Origin of the sequence: Gracilibacillus suaedae, assembly GCF_017599345.1 — a bacterium.
GTDB classification, from domain to species: Bacteria; Bacillota; Bacilli; order Bacillales; family Amphibacillaceae; genus Gracilibacillus; species Gracilibacillus suaedae.
The window spans coordinates 1-22011 of record NZ_JAGFVL010000017.1; the positions used below are offsets into that span (position 1 = coordinate 1).

A 22011-nucleotide genomic window follows, 5' to 3' on the forward strand; every position below is an offset into this window, starting at 1 on the left:
CACTAACGTTGTAGAATAGCTCCATAGCGAAGGCCGTCCGCTTCCACTCCTACGGGATGATTTTAGACTAAGATCCACTTTTTCAAGCGGGTTTTGCTTGGAAAAGTTAGCTTAGTCGAAAATCCCATGGAAAGGGAAGTGGACAGCCGCAGCGATGGGTTCCTATACGGTTTATTTCAAAATGGCTACTTTAATAACAAATGCGTTGATACCGAGGATTATATACTTTCTTTCCTTAAAATAAAAATGCTTGAAGGAAGATATTCAAGCATCCTATTTATTGTATATTGAGTATTCGTATTAGAATCACAAACACTATCAGACTCGTTCTTTACTAAAGGCACTAGTGGTATCCCGTTGCATTAATTCGGGATTATACAAAATCCGTTCTGAACCCGAATACTTATTATTAATGGAGTCTATTATGACATCTACAACCTTCTTCCCCATCTCTTCAATAGGTTGTGCAATCGTTGTTAAGCCTGGTACAGAAGTAATTGCTAATATCGTATTATCAAAACCCATTAATGATAGATCTTCTGGAATATTTATACCTCGTTCTCTGGCACCTTGCAGGACACCAATTGCTAATAAATCGTTACAAGCAAAGATAGCGGATGGCAAATTACCATTACGGATAATCGTTTGTAAAGCCTTTTTCCCATTCGCTAATGAAGCATTTGCAGTGATAACCATATCGTCTGTAAACGTGTAACCATGTGATTCATAAGCTTCTCTAAACCCATAAACACGCATTTTACTACTCAATCTATTCTCATTTATTAGGGCAATCTTCTCATGACCTAACTCCAGCAAATGGTTGGCAGCATCATAACCACCCGTAAAATCATCGACAGCTACAGAGGTTATCCCTGTCATACCTGCTTCCTGTGTCAGCATTACCAAAGGGGTTCCGGCACTTTTAATACCTTTTAATAAATTTTTATCATTAAATGAGGAAGCGATGATAAAGCCGTCTACTTGTTTTCTCCTCAATAATTCTAAGTACTTCTTTTCTTTTTCAGGACTTTCATCTGTACTGCACATAATCACACTTAATCCCTTCTCATGTGCACGATCTTCTATTGTTCTAGCTATTTCAGAAAAAAAGGGATTGGAGATATCTGGAACAAGCAATCCTAATGTTTCGGTTTTTTTTCCTGTTAACGCTGATGCCATCATACTTGGATAATAATTAAGTTCTTCCATAACTGAAAGTACTCGTTCTCTAGTTTCTTGACGCATATTACCAGTACTGTTTATAACTTTTGATACAGTTGCAATTGAAACGCCAGCTTTTTCTGCAACATCGTATATTGTAACTTTCATAATCCACCTACTCTCTTAAGATGTATATCCGTTAAACAAACTATATCTACATACATTTACAACATGATTTTATCAATATTATAAGATAAAATCATGTTGTAAATCCTCATACATCTTTGTTACGTATAGTATAGCCTCATATCCCTGCTTTTTCTTGTATATAATTACGAGCAATAATTGCATATTTTAAAGGATTTGCCTTTGCAGGATCTTGTTCTGCCTCCACAATAAACCATCCTTCGTAATCGCTATCAGACAGCACATTAAAAACAGACTTAAAATCATAGGATCCATCGCCAGGGACAGTAAAAACCCCTGCTTTGACCGCTTGTAAAAAACTTAATTGATCTTTTCTAACGATTTCGGCTACCGAATCGCGCACATCTTTCAAATGAACATGTTTAATACGATCGATATATTTTTTTAAAACAGCAACAGGATCTTCTCCAGAAAAGTAAAGATGCCCCGTGTCAAAGAGTAGATAAACCAATTGTTTATCCGTAGTTTCCATTAACTTATCTATTTCTTCAGCAGTTTGAACACCTGTACCCATATGGTGATGATACACCAATTTCAATCCTTTTTCTCTCGCTAATTTACCTAATTTATTTAAACCATCTGATAATTTTTTCCATTCTTCCTGATTAAATTCTGGTTTATGCTTAAATAATGGTTCGTCTATATTACCTTGAATGCTCTTTCCTTGTTCTGATACAACAATAACTTTTGCACCCATTTCAAATAAGAAGTCACGATGCTCGATAAATGCGCTTTCAGTTTCTGCATAGGGTTTCGTCGTTAAAAATGCACTGAACCAAGCACTAGCTATGGATAAATTTCTTAATTGAAGAGCCTTTTTTAATTCTTTAAGATTGTTCGGATATTTATTACCGACTTCTGTTCCCGAAAAGCCTGAAAGTGCCATTTCACTTACGCATTGTTCAAAAGTTATCTCACCACCCAATTCAGGCATGTCATCATTTGTCCATCCAATCGGCGCAATACCTAATTGAATACGTTCTTTCGATAGCATACACTCACTCCTTTTCTTCAAAAAAAAGTTAACTCATTTCACTCAAATTTCATTCATATCAACCGTACGTTTCTCTACCCATGCTTTTTTTGCTGCAATGGCTAATTTCTGAGCCGCTAATCCATCTTCACCTGTACAGGATAGTGATGCATTATCTAGAATGGCTTGAGCGAATTCTTCAATCTCTTCCTCAAAAGCAACTTTATACCTATCTAAAAAGAAATACTTTGGATGATCGATGGTAACCGCTTCATTTGTTGCTATTTTGACATTTGACTTGCGCTCATTTTCTGCTAGCATAACACCATCTTCTCCAAAAACTTCAATTCTTTGGTCATAACCATAAACAGCTTTTCTACTATTATCAATCGTTGCCAATGTATCATCTTCGAATGTAAGGGTAATAATAGCTGTATCCACATCATTATATTTTTCAAATACGGGATCAACTAAATTACTCGCTACAACTGAAACAGATTTCACTTCACTGTTTGACAAAAACCGTACCATATCAAAATCATGAATCGTCATATCGAAAAACATACCTCCAGATGACTTAATATATGCTTCATTCGGTGGTTCAGGATCCCGTGAAGTAATTTTGATCATATGGGGCTTTCCGATTTTCCCATCCTTTATTAGCTGATGGATTTTACTGAAATGTGTATCAAATCGACGATTAAAACCAATTTGCAACTTTACGCCAGCTTCTTCTACCTTACGTAATGCTTTTTCTGTTTCTTCTAAACTAAAGCTTATCGGTTTTTCACAAAAGATATGCTTACCTGCTTTCGCACATTGAGAAATATAATAACAATGCGTATCTGTAGAAGAGCAGATAAAGATAGCATCAATTTCTGGATCATTTAATAAAACAGATACATCCTCCGTTATGACTGGTACATACTTTTCTAGGTTAGTTCCCTTTAAGTGTGAAACATTTATATCACAGATACCACTTAATTCAATTTGAGATGAGCGTAAGATATTATTCGCATGTAATTGTCCGATTCTGCCTGCTCCGATGATTCCAACCTTAACGTTCCGCATATGCATACTCCTTTACTTTACTCGATATGAAATTATATTATTCGCAAATTTAAGAAAGCGCTTAACTTAATGATAATATCTTTTTTTCATCTAGTCAATGAATTAAAGTGAATTAATGCACAAAAATTCGTAGGACAAAATTTATCAGAACACGACTGATTATATTCTTCGCATAGAAAAAGGAACAGCATCTGTATAATACTGTTCCTTTTGATTAATTAAACTCTGTTAACAGAGCCAAATAATCTCATTTTCTCTTGTACGACTTGTGTGATCGCATCCATACCAGATCCTAATATATCAGGCGGACTAAATAGTTTCGGATCATTGGTTAAGAGCTTTCTCAGCGTTTCTGCCCATGCTTTATTCGATTCTGTGTTTACATTTATCTTAGCATGTCCATACTCGATTGCTTGAACAATTTGGTGATCTGGTATGCCTGATCCACCATGTAAGGCTAGAGGAATATCTGTCCCTTCCGATATTTCCTTCATCAAATCAAATGCAAACTTCGGTTCTCCTTTATATTCGCCATGTACGGAACCTAGCGCTGCTGCCAAAGCATCGACTTTGGTTTCTTCAACTAGTCGAAAACATTCACTAGGATCTGCATATTTGATGCCTCCTACCACACCATCTTCTATTCCACCAACCGATCCTATTTCCGCTTCCACTGAAACACCAAACCTTCTGGCATATTCAACGACCTCTTGCGTCATTTTAATATTTTCTTCTATAGGGTATTTAGAACCGTCGATCATCACCGAACTGTAACCAGCATCAATTGCTCGTATACACTGTTCCACTGTAAAACCATGGTCTAAATGGAGAGCCACTGGAACGGTAATCTTCATCTCTTCCACAATAGTTCTAGTAGTAGTGGCGATAAGCTTCAGTCCACCTAGGTACTCTACAATTCGATCGGTGGAAGCTATAATCACAGGAGACCTCTCTCTTTCCGCTGCACGAAGTATCGCAGTCACCCACTGAAAGCTGTTGATATTAAACTGTCCTACCGCATAGTGGTTTTTCTTGGCTTCTACTATCATGTCTTTCATCGAGACTAGCATATTATCACAACTCTTTTCTCTCTTTGCATATCATTAGTATTGTTTTGCAAATTGATCGAGAACTTTCTTCCGTTCCTCTGCTGCCTTTGTCACCTTATCATCATTAGCTACTTCTGCAACACCTACATTCCACCAGCTTTCATATCCATCTGTCATCGTTTTCGGCAGAACTTTCAACTCGATAAGCGTTGAATTAGGTTGATGTTTTGCACCTATTATCGCTTCTTTTAATTCTTCTACAGTATGAGCACGATATACTTTTGCACCATATGCTTCACCTATTTTTGCATAATCGATGTTTACAATTTGATTATTGGTGTTACGGAATTCAGTTTGGTAACTGCCACTCCCATTTGACATCTGTAAATTATTGATACAACCAAATCCAGCATTATCAAAAAGCATAACATTGATCTTTTGGTTGTATTGAATCGCTGTTACGAATTCTGAATGTAATAAAAGAAAACTGCCATCACCAACCAACGAATAAACCTCTTTATCTTGCTCTGCTAATTTGGCTCCTAAGGCACCTGAAACTTCATACCCCATACAGGAATAGCCATATTCAACATTATACGTATTAGGCGTCTTAGCTTCCCACATTCGTTGCATATCTCCTGGTAGTGATCCAGATGAAGTAACGACTACACTATCACGATCTATAGTCTGATTAATGGTTGCTAACGCAGTGGTTTGGGTCAAATTAGATTGAAAAGCTTCCGCATACTCATTTAATATTTCTTGAGTAAAATGACCTTTCACTTCAGGATCAAAGCCCGTCTTCTTAAATGCAACACTTCCTAAACGAGCAAGCTCTTGGTTCCATTCGGTTTTCCAATTATTAATTTGCTCTCCAAATTCTGATTGGTAGTCAGCTAGGCCAAGCAGAATTTTTTCGAGAGTGACCTTAGCATCTGCAACTACTTGGAAACCATCTAACTTATAAGCTTGCATTCTACTAACATTGATATTTAAAAACTTGGCCTCTTCAAAATTAAAAGCAGTTTTGGAAGAAGTAGAGAAGTCTGTATATCTAGTTCCGACACCGATGATTAAATCGGCTTGCTTAGCGGCTTTATTTGCAGCAAGTGTACCTGTTACACCTAGACCACCAAGATTATTTTTAAAAGTAGATTCCACCGTTGCTTTACCTGCTTGTGTTTCAACTAATGGAATATTATACTGCTCAGAAATCTTCATTAGGAACTCTCTAGCTTGAGAATATTTAGCACCACCGCCAATTAAAATTAAAGGCTTTTTACTAGATCTTATCAGGGAAATAGCACCTTCTAATTCTCGCGATGTGGGTTCTTTACGATCAAGATAATGAACTCTTTTTTCAAAAAAGGATGCATCATAGTCATAAGCTTCGCCTTCGACATCTTGAGCAATCGAAATCGTGACAGGGCCAGCTTTAGCAGGGTCTGTCAGTACGTCAAAGGCACGAATCATACTTGACATCAATTGCTCTGGACGAACGACACGATCCCAATAACGAGAGACTGCTTTTAATGCATCATTTGTTGTAATGTTCGAACTATCTTCATGCTCCACTTGTTGCAGCACTGGATCAGGTTGTTTTGAAGCGAAAGTATCCCCCGGCAAAAACAGTACTGGAATATTATTTGCCAAAGCAGTACCCGCTGCTGCCGTTAAGTTTGCTGAGCCGGGACCTATTGACGTTGTAACAGCAAATATTTTTTGCCGTAATTTTTGTTTACTGTAGGCAATAGCCGCATGTGCCATTCCTTGTTCATTTTTTCCTTGATAAATGCTTAATTGATCTCCTTCTTGTTCCAGCGCTTGACCGAGACCTAAGACATTACCATGCCCAAAAATAGTAAAGACTCCTTCGACAAACGGAAATTCTTCACCATCCACATGAATATATTGATTATTCAAAAAACGTACTAAGGCTTGTGCAGTCGTTAGTCGAATTGTTTTACCCATTACACTACTTCCTTTCTACATTAATCAACCGATTGATCTTTGATTAACTGTTCAATTTCAGATACAGTTGGCATTGCTTCAGAGGAGCTATGTTTACTCACGACAATTGCTGCCGATGCACCTCCGAATTTAAGCGCTGTTTCGATATCCTTGCCATTCATAAGCGCATATAAGAAAGCGGAAGCATAGGAATCACCTGCGCCAAACGTTTTCAAAACCTGTGTTTTATATGCCTTGCCATGGTGGGTACTTCCTGTTTTTTTATAGGCATAAGATCCGTCTACTCCGTGTTTAATAACAACAAGTTCTGCCTTGTGCTGGAACAGGTTGTTGACGGTTTCTTGATTGTCGCCTTTTGTTTGTCTGTTTTCCATAACATCGTACTCATCTCTTGTCGCAATTACGATATCCGCCTGCTCTGCAATAGCAGAATAATAAATCGAGACTTCTTCTTGTGATTTCCATGTATATGGACGATAATCCAGTTCAAAGATAACTTTTACATCATTTTTGCGAGCAAGGCTTACCGCTTTAAAAACTGCTTCCCGTGAGGGACTTTTAGCCAATGCTGTACCTGACACAAGCAGTACCTTAGATTGCTTAATATAGCTCTCATCAACTTCTGTTGGGTCTAAATATAAATCTGCTACATTATCACGGTACATTAAGATACTACACTCTTCAGGACTTAAGATCTCGGTAAAAGCAAGGCCAGCCTTACGTCCTTCTGTGTCAAATACCATATTTGAGGTATCGACACCTTTTTCCGACATATATTGTTTAATAAAATTCCCGTGTTGATCGTCAGGAATTTTTCCAATAAAGCCTGTTTTAAGTCCTAATTTCGCACTGCCGATCGCTATATTAGCAGGAGATCCACCGACATATTTGGTGAATGTCATCGTTTCTTCCATCGGTCGGTGGTATTCATTCGCATTTAGGTCGATACAAGCTCGACCAATTGCAATAATGTCGTACTCTTTATCTGCATTAAATGTAATTGCCATCATCATTGCCTCCTTTAAAAGTTATTGTCTATCAATAATCCATTCATGATCTGCTTCATTGTGAAACTTCCAAACTCGTTTTGGCCCCGCCATCACGTTCAAATAATAGGATGTATAACCGTCTGGAACCCCGACTGGATGATAACCCGAAGGTACGATAACAACATTTTTATTTTCAACAGCCATCGTTTCATCGATACTTCTGTCTTCTGTATAAACTCTTTGGAAAACAAACCCTTGTGGGGGATTCATTTCATGATAATACGTTTCTTCTAAAAATGATTCATTCGGAAGATTATCTTGATCATGTTTGTGTGGAGGATAACTGGACCAATTTCCTGATTCCGTAAAAACCTCTACTACCAGAACACTATTTGCAGTTGGGTCAGAATCAGGTAAGATATTATGCACGAGACGTTGGTTATTATATTTTCCACGTTTCTCGATCTGGTTATCCTCTGCTTTAATCAAACGTGTTGGTAAAGGATGATCTGAGGGTGCATAACACAAAGCAACTCGAGCATCTGTATCAGCCTTAACCTCTAGCTGCTTATCATTTGAAATATATACACTATCTGTTGGAACCTTTTCAAAAACACTTTCTCTTCTTCCGATTTCTTCAAAAGTTTCTTCTCCATCGGAAACTGTAATCTTACCCGTTAAAGCTACGATACAGCATTCTATATCGCTAAGGCTTTCTGTCATAATGGCACCAGGCTTTAGTTCAACAGTTTTAAATGATACATATTGAAGTTTCGAATTCGCTTTTGTTACTTCATGAAGAAGTGTAATACCCTCATCTATTATTTTATCATTTGGCTTTCTTAGTAACTCTGACATACTAACACCTCCATATCTGGAATCAGCTTGCACGAAGTCATTACAATCTGTGCAAGCTACTCTATTTATTTACTCAAATTTCGGTTCTGGATAACGAGCGGTCACTACTTTTTTGCGTGTATAAAAATCAATACTGTCTTTACCATTAGCATGCAATGTACCAAAGAAAGAAGACTTCCAGCCTGAGAATGGGAAAAATGCCATTGGTGCTGGTACACCCAAATTAACACCGATCATACCGGCATCAATATTCTCACGGAAATAACGAACAGATAATGCACTGGTCGTAAAGATACAAGCACCATTCGCAAATTCGGATTGATTGGCAGTTTCCACAGCTTCTTTTAAGTTTTTCACTCTAATTACCGATAAAACAGGAGCAAAAATTTCATCTTTCCATATCGTCATATCAGTTTTTACGTTTTCGAAAATAGTAGGTCCTACGAAAAAGCCATCATTCATTTGTTCTTGTCGACCATCGCGAATTAATGTTGCTCCTTCTTCGATACCTTTTTCAATATATTGAAGTGTTCGTTCCTTCGCCCCTTCTCGAATTACAGGGCCCAAAAACACACCGTCATCAAGACCATTCCCCATTTTAATACCGTCAGCAGATTCTTTTAATTTTGCTACAAACTCATCTGCTATGTCTTCTTCAACCGTTACAACCGCACATGCCATGCAACGCTCACCTGCAGAACCAAAGGCTGCACTGATAACATCTCTTGCTGCAAGATCTAAATCCGCATCTTTGAGTACCGTCGTGTGGTTCTTAGCACCTGTGAGTGCTTGGACTCTCTTAAGGTTCTCACTTCCTCGTTTATATACATATTCTCCAACTGGTTTAGAACCAACAAATGAAACGGCTTTCACGATTGGGTGATCTAAAATCCCATTCACTATGTCATGGGCACCGTGGACAATATTGAATACACCTTTTGGCAGACCTGCTTCATCTAATAATTCCGCTAATTTCTCAGCTAAAAGTGGTGCCTTTTCTGATGGTTTCAAAATAAAGGCATTTCCTACTGCAATTGCTATCGGGAACATCCAGCATGGCACCATCATCGGGAAATTAAATGGCGAGATTCCACCTACTACACCAATCGGATAGCGGTAATTCGTCGCTTCAATATCTGTTGCAATCGAAGCGAGCGAATCGCCCATAATTAATGATGGAGCGCCACTAGCAAATTCAACATTTTCAATTCCACGCTGTACTTCTCCAAGTGCTTCTTTTTTACTTTTACCATTCTCTTTGGTAATTAGTTCCGCTAACTCTTCTGTATGATCTATTAAAATATTTTGATATTTAAATAGAATACGAGCCCGTTTCGAGACAGATACCTTTTTCCATTGTTGATGAGCTTTTTGTGCAGATTGTGCCGCTTCTTCAAAATCTTCACTTGTTGAAATAGGTACCTCTGCGATCACTTCTTTTGTTGCAGGATTGTATACTTTTTCGTAAGTTTCTGTTTTACTTTCAATCCATTCCCCATTAATAAAATTTTTAAGTTTTCTAGCCATTTTTCACCCTCCTATTTGCTACACTGCAAGCATTCTAAAAAGTTGCAGGATTTTAACTCCCTTTATTTAACGATAGTATAACACATACTTATTCATAAGTTAACAAAAAGTTAACAAAAAGTTAACCACTTAGAGTTTATATAGATGTTTTACTTTGGGTATATGATATGGTTTTTGTATTCTGAAGCGGCATCTATATAATGCTTTGGTGGTTCTCGATCTGTAATAATATAATCAATTTCGTCAAAATAACCATATGTTGTGATCGAATAGCGATCAAATTTACTATGATCTGCTAGTACAAAGATCGTTTCGCTTTTTTCCATCGCATTTCTTTTAATCTGGGTTTCGAGTGGTGACGAGTTCGTAAACCCTTTATCAATCGATAATCCTGTCGTTGCCATGATCGCTTTATTAAAGTTATACTTCGCAATTGTTTCAGCACTATCCATACCAACATAGGAGCGAGTCGACCGTTCAAATACGCCTCCTGTCCCGTAGATTTGTAATTGCGGATATGGCGTAGCATCTAACGTGAAGTCCATATTATTGGTAACGATCGTAAGGCTTTTATTCTTAATAAATTCGAGAATAGCACCTGTAGTTGTGCCCGAATCCAAAAAAATGATATCGCCATCTTTAATGTAATCTGCTGCTAATTCGGCTATTATTTCTTTTTCTTTAAAGTTTTGAATTTTCCTGTCTTGATACGGTACCGTTAAAGGCCTAGGGATAGAAACACCACCATAAACCTTTTGCAGTTTTTTTTGATCAACTAATTCTTGCACATCTCTTCTGATTGTGTTCTTTGAAACATTAAATTCTTTCACTAAATCATCTAATGAAACAGAGTGTTTCCGTTGAACATAATCTAGTATCGCAGTGATACGTTTTGTTTTCAGCATAGAATTCTTCCTTTCCAGATCAACAAATGATTACATTCATATTACCAAAACTTACTCATGAATTCATCAAATTTATTTATTTTATCATTCATTAGTCATGTATATGTATTCCATAAAAGTACCAGCTCGGCTTCAAGGCAACCTTAATCGCTATCATCAATTAGCACTCACGCTTTGTGATCAGTTGGATATTGGATCAAACATTGGAAAGCGAAACGATCAGCCGTAGTGGTTGACTTGCACTAGCTAGCTTTCATAATGGCAACTCCATCTGTATAGCTATTCTTGCTTCTTAAAATATACGTGTTGAATCACCTTTCCCTATCATACTTGCTTATAAAAGTTGTGATATCCATGGTTATATACTTTACTGATAAAAAATGAATCATTATTCCTTCCCATTTTTGTGGTATTGTCTTTCCCATGGAAGCATCCGTCAAGGGGCAACTCCCTTGACCGAACCTTCCATAAGAAAGATATGTGGGCCAAGATGGACAAGGAACAAGAATAATGCCCACCTTAGATTTTTAAAAATACTGTCTTGACAATGGAGTTCACTTTAAAGCTTTCTTTTATTTATGCAACGCTAATGTTAATTTCATAAACAATAAAAAAACACGCCCCATCTCTGGAGCATGCCTATGCTATGCTTATATATCTGCCACACAACGAAAGCCCAAATTGCCTGTTGAACTGTCCATTGTATTCGCGCTACGTGCTGCTACTCGGTATCGATTACAGTAGGAATGGTGACACAGGTAGGAACCACCTCGCATCACACGTGGTATTTGGTTTCCCGGGTATTTTAATTGTTTGGTATTATCATTTTCAAACGGATCAGCACACCACTCCCATACATTTCCTGCGACATTGTACAAGCCATAACCATTTGGCGGAAACGAGATAGCTGGTGCCGTACCTATATAGCCATCCTCCTTCGAATTATTTACCGGAAATTCTCCCTGCCAAATATTGCAGTAATGTTCACCATTCGGCTGTAACTCATCTCCCCAAGCATATTTCTTTTGTACTAATCCACCACGAGCAGCATACTCCCATTCTTTCTCAGTCGGAAGTCGCTTTCCCGCCCAGTCACAAAAAGCAACCGCATCATTCCAGGAGACATGGATAACCGGGTGGTCCATTCGGTCTTCAATCGAGGATCCGAGACCCTCTGGCTGATACCAGAATGCCCCATCCACTGCTAACCACCATGGTGTTCCTGGAACCTTTCGTTCCTCTATCACAAGCTCCTGTTGAAGAAACAAATGAAACACGAATGACCAGCCAAACATTTCTGCTTCGGTTTTGTAACCAGTGTCATCTACAAATGCCTTAAATTCGGCATTAGTCACCGTGTGGCTATCGATATAAAAAGGCTTCACCTCTTCTTTTCTTACCGGACCTTCCTGATCAGCTGGAAAACCGTCCTCATCCTCTGTCCCCATTAGAAATGCTCCACCATCAAGTAATACCATTTTATCTTTAAATTTGATGGCTTGCTGTTTTTGCTTTGTCACAGGTGACGATTCTGTTTTTGCATCTGTAAAGCTTGCTCTACTAACTGAACAACAAGAAGCTTGCTGATTCTCCTTTTCCAATTCAAAAACTCCTTTTTCTATGCTATATGTCCATTATAGCATTAGGGTACAAGCATATAATTAGTCCACACGTAAGGTCATATCTAATTGGTAGAAAAGACGTGCCTGTTCCACTTTAGCCACATTGTCTTCAATCCAATTTCTGATGTCATCTACTGTTACAGCGGCATTTTTTAATTGCATCTGCTGTTTTATGGCTTGTGCCTTTGTTGTATCCTTAAGTGCATGAACTAACGTAAGGTAGCCATCCCTTACATGATAGTTCACAAATGTTATCTCTTCCGTCACTGCTTCTTGCTCGCGATTTAGTGCTTCATGTTCTTTCTTCACATCTTCAACAGAATGGATTTGATCTAATCCATAGTAGGTATATAATGGTGCTGGTGCTTCATTCTCTTCCATTAAACGCTTCAGCTTCTCAATCATTTCAAATTCTTTTTCTGCATCTGTTATTGGCAATTTCTGAGCAGGATCTTCTTTATAGTTAAATAATTTATTGCCAAAGCGCTGATAGCTTCTCCCCATAAAGTCAGACGTTTGCATTTTCAATGTGCTAACTCCCTTTGTAAAGGCAAAAGAGTTATCTAGCACTGCACCTTGTAATTCCTCTGGTGTAAAGCGGCGGTTCATACGCATTGGTGATAATGTATATTCATGCAAATAATCTTCCTTACCTGGCATTGGTGCTCTCATATAAATGTATGCTTGATCAGCAACGTTCATATTGCTACCAAAATAGCCAAACAAAATAGCATCATGATTCACTTCATCAGGCGATTCTACCAATTTACGTAAAGATTTACCCTTCATAAATTCTGGGATCTCAATATCGAAGAATTCCAAAATCGTAGCTGCAACATCGATATTTTGCGCCAATTGATCTCGTGATTCATTCTGTATGCCTACATCTGGGTACCAGATAAAGAATGGAATATTAGCAATCTCATTATAGACCGGCATAATGTTTTTCCCCCACCAATCATGCTCACCCAACAGTAAACCGTGATCTGTGTTCACTATCAACATCGTATCTTCCCACATGTTATGCTCATCCATAAAATCTAAAACTTTTCCTAAATAGGCGTCACACATCGTAACAAGTGCTTTATAGAAGTTTTTCAGCTGGTCTGCTTTTTCGCTCGTATAATCATCGTGCGAATACATAAGCCATCCATTAAACTCTTCTTGCGAAACACCATACATGTTTAAATATTTTTCCGGTACGAAAAACGGTTCGTGCGGATCAAAGCATTCAATTTGTAAGAACCAATTATCCGAACCCTTATTCTCTCTCAAAAACTCCATACCAGCTTCCACTGTGCGGTAAAGCATATGGTCTTCTTCTTTCGGCATATGTTCTCGATTATATAAATCTTGAGCGATACTACCGATTTTTCTTTTCTTAAATTCATCTGGAATATTATCTAAACCATCCATATTCATATTCTTGTCAACTTTCGCCTTCCAATTGTCCCCTTCTTGGCCACGAATCAATTCATAAGAAGAATATCGTGGGTGGTAAGTAGCTCCGCCATCTCGCCAATAATGCTTATGATCTGTTACAAGATGCGTGTATATACCATTTTGTTTCAACAGTTCTGGCATCGAATCATCAAAAGGCTCCATAGGCCCCCAACCGCGATGCAAGAAGTTGTATCGACCTGTTTGCATGTCACGTCTTGCCGGCATGCATGGTAAACTTCCAGCAAAAAAATGATTAAATTGCACGGTTTTTTGTTGTAGTCGGTCAAAGTTTGGTGTTTGAATATCTGTGGTCTCATATGCGTTCAATGCATTTCTTTTTAACGTGTCAAACATGACTTGAATTACTTTCATGGTCATTCATCCTTTCTAGATTAACCCACTGATTGGAACTTATGAAAAAGGGAAGAAAGAAAGTATAGAATACTTCCTTCCTCCTGATAATCTTTAATTCTTCGGTGACACTAGCTTATCTGCACCAGATACTGATTGGTGAACGATTGTCATGAGTTTTTCACCCTGATTCAGATGTTGTAGCTCTGCTGTGTTTATCTCACTCTGACGCTCCAGATTTGTTATGACAATAGGAGTTGTGACAGAAAAACCTGCTTTCTTAATCTGATCGATATCAAAATCAATAAGAACTTGCCCCTTCTCTACCTTATCCTCCTGTGCAACATGCGCTTCAAAGAATTCACCCTCTAATTGCACCGTATCTAAACCAATATGAATTAGAATTTCTGTGCCTTGTTCATCCGTAATGCCGATCGCATGATTTGTCGGAAAAATGGCTGATATTCTACCAGTTACTGGCGCAACCAGCTTACCTTCTGTCGGATCAATCGCAAGTCCCTTTCCTAATGCTCCGGATGAAAAAGCAGCATCTTCGACATCTGAAAGTAAAATTACTTTTCCTGTAAGCGGACTTGCTATCTCTTGATAATCATTATGCGTATTGTCTTTTGTCTCTTCCTCCGTGTTAGACATTTCTTCACTTTCCTTCTTCCAGCCAAAGAAATAAGCAAGGATAAAACCTAAGATGAGGTTTGCAACCATCGCAACAATCCCACCCCAGAAGCCGATATCAAGACCATCTGGACCAATTTTAGATGGGATACCAAAAATACCCAATCCACCCATCATATACACTTTAGTGTTCATTAAAGCCATAATACCTCCACCGACAGCAGAAGTAATTAAAGTAAGAATGAAAGGTCTTTTCAATGGAAGCGTAATCCCATAAATGGCTGGTTCAGATACACCGAAAAGACTCGAAATCGCTGCTGGTATACTTAATGTTTTGATTTTTTGTTGCTTTGTTTTTACCATAACACCAAGCACGACACCAGTTGTTGCTAGAGACGTAGCAGATATATAAGCTAAGATATAGTCTGAACCTGCTACAGCTAAGTTGTTGATGCCAATTGGTACAAATCCCCAATGCAGACCGAACATCACAAACACTTGCCATAAGCCACCCAGAATAATGCCTGCTATTAAAGGACTTACCTCGAAGATCCAATTGGAGGCATTACCCAGAAATAATCCTAACCATGTAGCAATTGGCCCAATTACTATAAAAGTTAACGGTACAATGATTAATAGTGTAAAGAATGGTACTAAAAATGTTTTCACAACATCTGGTATTACTTTGGTTAACCATTTTTCCAGCTTTGATGCTACAAAGGTAGCAAGGATGATTGGAATAACCGAAGATGAATACGTCATTAAAATAACTGGTATGCCGAGAAACGTAATATGAACAGGAGACTCGAACATCGTTCCTGTAAACAAGGTATACAATGGATCACCAGCGTCCAAGTTACTCATTGCTGGATATACTAACGCTGCTCCGATTGCCATCCCTACAAACTGGTTCCCATTAAATTTCTTCATTGCTGTTAAACCTAAAAATACCGGAAAGAAATAGAATAAAGAATCTCCCACTGCCTGCAAAATATTATAGATTCCACTTGTATCAGGATATAATCCTAATGATAAAAATAAAGCATTAAAACCTTTAATCATACCGGTAGCAGCTAATACACCTAGCGTTGGAGCAAAAATACCGGAAATAATATCAACAAATTTATTAAATATACTTTGTTTTTCTCCTTCATCATCTTCCTCTTGTTCTTCCTGTGATTCAAACCCTCCAACATGTTGAACTGCTTTATATACATCTGGTACATGATTACCAATGACTACTTGATACTGCCCACCACTTCTCATAACGGTTACAACATCATCCATACCTTCCAAAATTTCAGTATGAGCCTTTTCTTCATCCTTTAACTTAAAACGTAAGCGTGTGACACAATGAACGACACTTTTAACGTTTTCTTTACCGCCGACATGCTCTATTATGTCTTTAGCCAATTCTTCGTATTTCATATGATTCCCCTTCTTTCTTTTTTATGATGATATATGGAAAGCGCAGAGCGCCATAAATACTCAAATTTTATGCTTTCCTAATAAAAAAAACCTGAGATAACCCTTACCACGCAACAACTAGGTGTCTTATGGCAGAATCAACTCAGGTAATGCCCATTAAGGTAACATTCCCTACTATTTAGTTGTTTTAATTATGCTCAACTCGTTTTACTAGGATGTCTCATTTTGCTGTCGATCTGTCACACGATTAATGTGAACGGTTAAATAAATTTCCTCATCCTTTGTTAAATCCCAATCAAAATTATTTTTTAAATAGGTCGCAATCTTCTCCGTACACTGGTAACTTTCCGTATACGTTTCTTTAATCTGATTATATAGAAATGGATCAGCTGTATCTTCTAATTTTTCATTTCGGATAAAACGAATCGCGAAAAAGCGAAGGTGTGTTAAAAACCTTTCATAGTTAACCGATTCTTCATCTAATTCCACCTTAAAATGAAACTTTACAATACTCAAAATAGTATCAACCATTTCCGTGATTTGAACGGCATTGGTGACATTCTGACCAGAAAGCTGACTATTAACTAAGTGCAATGCAATAGATGCGGCCTCATCTTCCCCAAGACGTACGCCTGTCTTTTTTTCAATAACCTCTAAACACTTGAGTGCTAGCTGAAATTCTAGTTTGTAGTATTTGCGAATTTCCCAAGAAAGTGGATTTTTTAGTTCTACGCCTTTTTTGTATCTGCTTACAGCAAAGCTTATATGATCCGTCAAAGCAATATAAAGATATTCATCTAATTTATAAGAAAGCTTTGATTGGGCATATTCGTAAAACTGTGCCGCAATATTTAAATATATCTCTGACGTATTCATCAATACTTTGGCAAGTTTTTCTGAAATGCCTTTGGTTTGTAAGACAAAGGTTTTTTTGATCTTGGATTTATCAATTTCATCGCCAACTTTTTTTTGAAAGGCTAATCCATTTCCCATTACAATCACTTGTTGGTTAAGCTCATTATGAGAAATAACGACATTGTTATTTAAGATTTTGCTAACTCGCATCTATCCTCCCCCCTCGCGAGAAACTATAGTAAATCATATTGCAGACTATGATCACTAGCGGTTGTTTACCTTCCAACTTATCATTAGCCAAAACTTATCAGAGTGTTAGCTTCTGTTAGCCCTAAAACTTATCCTTGTGTTACGTGAAGCGTGAGGTGGTGGTCTTACAGCCGGTTAGCACTGTGACAACACGAAAAAAAACCTAAACTTGAATATAATTTGCCCCTTTTAGAAGCTTTCATTCAAATTTAGGTTTTGCCTATTACTATAGTAACAATCCTAAAATATTTATTTGTTGATGACGTAATAGTAGCATATTCGACATTTACTTGCAAGCCCTTTCTCAAATTCTTTTATTCTTCCTACTCTATATCTTTTGGTTATAGGCTATTAAAGAACGGTATTATCGCTATGCGAAAACCTCTGCTAATATAAGGTGGGACTATGATCAGTGAGGAATGACCCCCACTGATCATTAGCGAAACTTATCAGGGTGTTAGCGTCTGTAATCCCTAAATCTTATCCTTGTGTTACTTGAAGCAGGGGTCTTACAGACGGGTAGCACCGTGACATAATGTGCTAACACAACAACAAAAGAAATAGAACATCGGAGTTGAAATTTTATGTTCATTATATATTTTATCGTTGGACTCTTTGCCTCTACCCTCGGAGCAGTTGCTGGTCTTGGCGGCGGAGTCATTATTAAGCCTACTCTAGATTTACTTGGACATTTTGATTTAGCAACAATCGGAATTTTATCTGCTGCCACCGTCTTATCGATGGCATCTGTATCCTTAATGAAATGCAGGAAAAACAAAGCAATGAAAGTTGATAGAACAACTAGTTCGATAATCGCTGTAGGTTCGATTATTGGTGGGGGCTCCGGAAAAGCATTATTTAATTTGCTCACTATATCATTAAATATCCCAACGATAACGGCTATTATCCAATCAACAGTATTAGCTAGTCTTCTCTTGTTAATCTATATTTATTTTAAAAAGAAACACAAATTAAATACCTTTGTATTAGAAAACAAGTTAATTATACTTGGAGTAGGTTTTACTCTCGGATTGCTTTCCGCATTTTTAGGTATTGGTGGGGGACCAATTAATGTAGCGATTTTATCATTGTTTTTCTCGATGAACACCAAAAATGCAGGAATTAATTCTATTTTTATCATCTTTTTCTCACAGTTGGCAGCCCTAGTATTAATTGCATGCACAACTGGTTATGGAAATTCTGATTTGTCTATGCTTTACTATATGATTCCAGGTGGAATTCTTGGCGGTATAATTGGTTCCACTATTGTGACAAGACTGTCAAATAGGCATGTGGAAAAAATATTTAATATTAGTATTCTATTTATTATTGGTATGAATGTATACAATATTGTTAAGGTTACCCTAACTTAATGGCGCGATAACTATCCATCCGTTCTAACCTGCTACTTCTATATAAAGTAGCACTTATTGTTTAACCGTTTCATTTGGTTTATAATTATCTACGTCCTTAAGGAGGAAATACCAATGAATATCGCTACCTTACAGATGTTCTGTTTGGTTGTAGATGTTGGCAGCATTAGCCAGGCTGCCAAACTCTCATATGTATCACAGCCAGCAGTTACAAAACAAATACACCAATTGGAAACTACGTATAACACCTTACTTTTTGATCGAAAAGACGGCAGACTAACACTAACGGAAAACGGTAAGATCTTGTATCCTTTTGCTAAATCCATTGTGGAAGATTTCAAACGATCGAAGGATGCTGTAGCAGTGAACAATAAAAAATATCATGAATCCTTAAAGGTCGGTGCAAGTCTTACGATAGGGGAGTATTTGTTACCAGGGTTTCTGGGCAGATTCAATAAGAAAAATCCCGACATAAATATATCACTCTTAGTAGAGAACACACCACGGGTACTTGAGGCTTTGTCTAATGGCGTTATCGACCTTGCTTTGGTCGAAGGCATTATCACAGATAAAAACTTACAAGTGGAGAGTATTGCAGAGGATGAATTAATTCTCATTCATTCTCCTGATCATGCTTGGAAGGATCGCGATGCCATTACCCTTCAAGAGCTGTCAAACGAAAGAATGCTTTGGCGAGAACCCACATCTGGTACACGACTTATCATCGAGAACTTTTTAAGAGAATATGACATATTAGATAGCATCGAAAGCTACATGGATCTTGGAAGTACACAAGCAATCAAAAGTGCGGTGGAGGCTAATTTAGGAGTGAGTATTGTCTCTAGCCTAACCGTTAAGCGAGAGCTAGAATTAGGTTTATTATGCGAAACCAAAATCAAAGACGTTGCATTTAAACGGAACCTTTGGCTTGTTACTAGAAAACAACGCTTCAGTAAAAATAGTGCGAGGGCATTTGTTGAGTTTATTAAAAATTGATTCCATCATAATTACGTTAATACTGCAAAAACTTTCATTTAATCAATAAATATTAGTATCATATACGACATCATTTTCTATCGAACATAAAAAACCTAAGTAACTGGAGTTAGTATTCCAACTCATAGCAACTTAGGTTTTTCGGGTGAATTTTTCTACTTTAATTGGTAGGTGAATATTATTCAGCAATCTCATTTAAAAACTCGATGATACCTTCCTCTACTTCATCACGAATATCCCGATAGTTGTGGATTTCATGCCTATAACCGGAGTACAATTTCGTTTTTACTTGGTGACCGGTCTCCGCAAGCCAATTAGATACCGCATATACTCCTTCACCATACTGACCAACTGGATCCTGATCACCGGCGATATTATAGATTGGTACAGTGCGAGGGATTTTTTCAGCCCATTCCTTCCCGACAATATTCTGCATCATTTGGACAAATTGATATAAGGAACGGATATTAGGCGGAGATGTAAAATTATTAAATGGATCATTCGCATGGTCTGCCACCACATCTGGATCACCACATATCCAATCATTTTGTGTCAATGGATAATCAATCCGGTCCGTCATCCAACCTAATAGACTATCTAAATAATCCGCATTCACCTGTTCTCCTTTACCGTTATCTATATCTACTTTTAGTTTTTCACCAATCTCTTTCGCGTGAGGAAAATTACCCGATGTACCACATAAGATCAGCCCCTCAATACCTGTTCCATATTTACTCGCATGTATTCTGACAATCATAGATCCCATACTATGACCAAACATAAAAAACGGTAGATCACTATACTGTTGCTGTACTATTTCTCTTAGTTTATATTCGTCTTCAGCCATTGTTGTATAGCCCTGATCTCCCCAGTCACTCCAATTACCTGAATCATATGCTGTCTTACCATGACCAACATGATCTCCTGCCGCTACTACAAAACCTGCTTCATTAAGAGCGATAATCATATGTAAATAACGACGTGAATGTTCCCCAAAACCATGAACCAATTGAACAATGCCCTTTGGCTTTCTAATCGGCGTATATATCCACCCTTTAATTTTATCCTTCTGATTATACGAATCATACTGAACTTCATGTATTGCCATATTACAAAGCCTCCTCTTTTTCAATGTAATGAAGAAATAAAAAAGACACACTAAGTCCGCTATTCCCGAGTTAGTGTATCTCCATATCTCTTCACCATTTTTTTAACTTGAATTCAGATTATCATTTTGTGTAAGCGATGTCAATTAACTTGGTTTGTTATGTAGAGTTAGCCAACATTTACTTCCGGCTTTGTATCGCTAATTAAGCAATAAGCGGGGCGAAATTAATACATCCATGCATCTAAAGAACCTACGCGACTAATTAAGTACCAAATTCACGTTTTGATGTACCTAATTTGGTACTTAAAGCTATATTAAGTACCAAAAACATGGAATAAAGAGCCGTTGATTGATTCAGTTGTTTTGCTTGATTAAACCTCGATATTTAATTCTGCTACAGAATATAATACTGCTTTTCCAGCCATCTTGACTCGAGTATCCTCATGTTTACAATAAAGCGTTCCTCCTCTACTGGATAACTGTCTTGCTACCATTTCCTTTTTATCTAGCCTAGTTGACCAAAACGGAATTAAGCCACAATGTAAGGAACCTGTTACGGGGTCTTCGTTTATTTTTAGCTTAGGGAAGAACCCGCGGGAGACAAAATCATATTCACTTCCTTTGGCTGTAACACAAACACCCAATCCGTCTGGTAATTTTTCTAATTTTGAAAAGTCAGGGCTGACATTTCTCACATCTTCCTCGGACTCTAGTATAAATATAAGATCTCTATTCAAGTATGTTTCTTTTGGTACCATTCCCAAAGCTCTGATCATTTGATCTGTAACAGAAATTTCTTCGGACCGAACGGAAGGGAAATCCAGTTCATATAAATCATTCTGTTTATGGACGGTTAACATTCCACTGATTGTACTGAATTTCACTCTATCTAATTGCATTTCATAATAATTCAGAATGATAAATGCCGTTGCTAACGTGGCGTGCCCACAAAGGTTAATCTCTCCTCCAGGTGTGAACCATCTCAGTCCATAATGTGCTCCTTCCTTTACTGCAAATGCTGTTTCCGATAGGTTATTTTCAATCGCTATTTTCTGCATGAGTTCATCTGAAAGCCAATCCTTCATGATACACACCCCTGCTGGATTTCCTTCAAAAACCTTTTCTGCAAAAGCATCAACTACAAAATATTTCATATCCATTTCCTCCAGTGTTATAATGTGTTTACTAATTTAATAGTAATTTACATCTATTCATGTATAACACTCAACACTAAAGTATAAC

General features: G+C 37.6%; 17 protein-coding genes. 2 read left to right on the forward strand and 15 right to left on the reverse strand.

What is annotated here, in order from left to right; all coding sequences use genetic code 11:
- Positions 1-318 precede the first annotated feature (318 nt).
- From J5J03_RS03250 to licT, 13 genes are all read right to left on the reverse strand, one after another.
- Positions 319-1329 carry a LacI family DNA-binding transcriptional regulator gene (locus J5J03_RS03250; protein WP_208586070.1) on the reverse strand — a complete coding sequence of 337 codons (1011 nt, stop codon included), beginning with the start codon at positions 1327-1329 and terminating at the stop codon, positions 319-321.
- Positions 1330-1465: 136 nt separating this feature from the next.
- Positions 1466-2362, reverse strand: a complete 897-nt coding sequence (iolE, locus tag J5J03_RS03255; protein ID WP_208586071.1) for a myo-inosose-2 dehydratase — start codon at positions 2360-2362, stop codon at positions 1466-1468.
- 42 nt (positions 2363-2404) lie between these two features.
- Complete coding sequence (iolG, locus tag J5J03_RS03260) at positions 2405-3412, reverse strand: inositol 2-dehydrogenase (RefSeq protein ID WP_208586072.1); 1008 nt, start codon at positions 3410-3412, stop codon at positions 2405-2407.
- A gap of 218 nt (positions 3413-3630) precedes the next feature.
- The gene (fba, locus tag J5J03_RS03265; protein ID WP_208586073.1) at positions 3631-4482 is read right to left on the reverse strand and encodes a class II fructose-1,6-bisphosphate aldolase; all 852 of its coding nucleotides are present in this window, start codon (positions 4480-4482) and stop codon (positions 3631-3633) included.
- Between the two features lie 33 nt (positions 4483-4515).
- Positions 4516-6432 carry a 3D-(3,5/4)-trihydroxycyclohexane-1,2-dione acylhydrolase (decyclizing) gene (gene iolD, locus J5J03_RS03270; protein WP_208586074.1) on the reverse strand — a complete coding sequence of 639 codons (1917 nt, stop codon included), beginning with the start codon at positions 6430-6432 and terminating at the stop codon, positions 4516-4518.
- Between the two features lie 20 nt (positions 6433-6452).
- Positions 6453-7439, reverse strand: a complete 987-nt coding sequence (gene iolC / locus J5J03_RS03275) for a 5-dehydro-2-deoxygluconokinase (protein WP_208586075.1) — start codon at positions 7437-7439, stop codon at positions 6453-6455.
- Between the two features lie 21 nt (positions 7440-7460).
- On the reverse strand, positions 7461-8279 hold the full coding sequence (iolB, locus tag J5J03_RS03280; RefSeq protein ID WP_208586076.1) for a 5-deoxy-glucuronate isomerase: 819 nt from the start codon (positions 8277-8279) through the stop codon (positions 7461-7463).
- A gap of 69 nt (positions 8280-8348) precedes the next feature.
- A complete protein-coding gene (locus J5J03_RS03285) occupies positions 8349-9806 on the reverse strand; it encodes a CoA-acylating methylmalonate-semialdehyde dehydrogenase (protein ID WP_208586077.1) in 1458 nt (485 codons plus the stop codon).
- Positions 9807-9955: 149 nt separating this feature from the next.
- Positions 9956-10711, reverse strand: coding sequence for a DeoR/GlpR family DNA-binding transcription regulator (locus J5J03_RS03290; protein ID WP_208586078.1), 756 nt, complete (start codon positions 10709-10711; stop codon positions 9956-9958).
- A 650-nt stretch (positions 10712-11361) separates the two neighbouring features.
- On the reverse strand, positions 11362-12312 hold the full coding sequence (locus J5J03_RS03295; protein ID WP_208586079.1) for a formylglycine-generating enzyme family protein: 951 nt from the start codon (positions 12310-12312) through the stop codon (positions 11362-11364).
- A gap of 60 nt (positions 12313-12372) precedes the next feature.
- Positions 12373-14148: a sulfatase gene (locus J5J03_RS03300; RefSeq protein ID WP_208586080.1), complete on the reverse strand. Its 1776-nt coding sequence runs from the start codon at positions 14146-14148 to the stop codon at positions 12373-12375.
- Positions 14149-14241: 93 nt separating this feature from the next.
- Positions 14242-16188 (reverse strand): beta-glucoside-specific PTS transporter subunit IIABC, encoded by a 1947-nt coding sequence (locus J5J03_RS03305; protein ID WP_208586081.1) that lies wholly within the window; start codon positions 16186-16188, stop codon positions 14242-14244.
- 210 nt (positions 16189-16398) lie between these two features.
- Positions 16399-17253: a BglG family transcription antiterminator LicT gene (gene licT, locus J5J03_RS03310; protein ID WP_208586082.1), complete on the reverse strand. Its 855-nt coding sequence runs from the start codon at positions 17251-17253 to the stop codon at positions 16399-16401.
- 623 nt (positions 17254-17876) lie between these two features.
- Between licT and J5J03_RS03315 the strand changes: the two genes are divergently transcribed.
- Complete coding sequence (locus J5J03_RS03315) at positions 17877-18665, forward strand: sulfite exporter TauE/SafE family protein (RefSeq protein ID WP_208586083.1); 789 nt, start codon at positions 17877-17879, stop codon at positions 18663-18665.
- Positions 18666-18779: 114 nt separating this feature from the next.
- Positions 18780-19661, forward strand: coding sequence for a LysR family transcriptional regulator (locus J5J03_RS03320; RefSeq protein WP_208586084.1), 882 nt, complete (start codon positions 18780-18782; stop codon positions 19659-19661).
- 178 nt (positions 19662-19839) lie between these two features.
- Here the strand turns inward: J5J03_RS03320 and J5J03_RS03325 are convergent, their stop codons facing one another.
- Together J5J03_RS03325 and J5J03_RS03330 are read right to left on the reverse strand one after the other, a co-directional pair.
- A complete protein-coding gene (locus J5J03_RS03325) occupies positions 19840-20769 on the reverse strand; it encodes an alpha/beta fold hydrolase (RefSeq protein WP_208586085.1) in 930 nt (309 codons plus the stop codon).
- 371 nt (positions 20770-21140) lie between these two features.
- Positions 21141-21923 (reverse strand): PhzF family phenazine biosynthesis protein, encoded by a 783-nt coding sequence (locus tag J5J03_RS03330; protein WP_231710584.1) that lies wholly within the window; start codon positions 21921-21923, stop codon positions 21141-21143.
- Positions 21924-22011 lie beyond the last annotated feature (88 nt).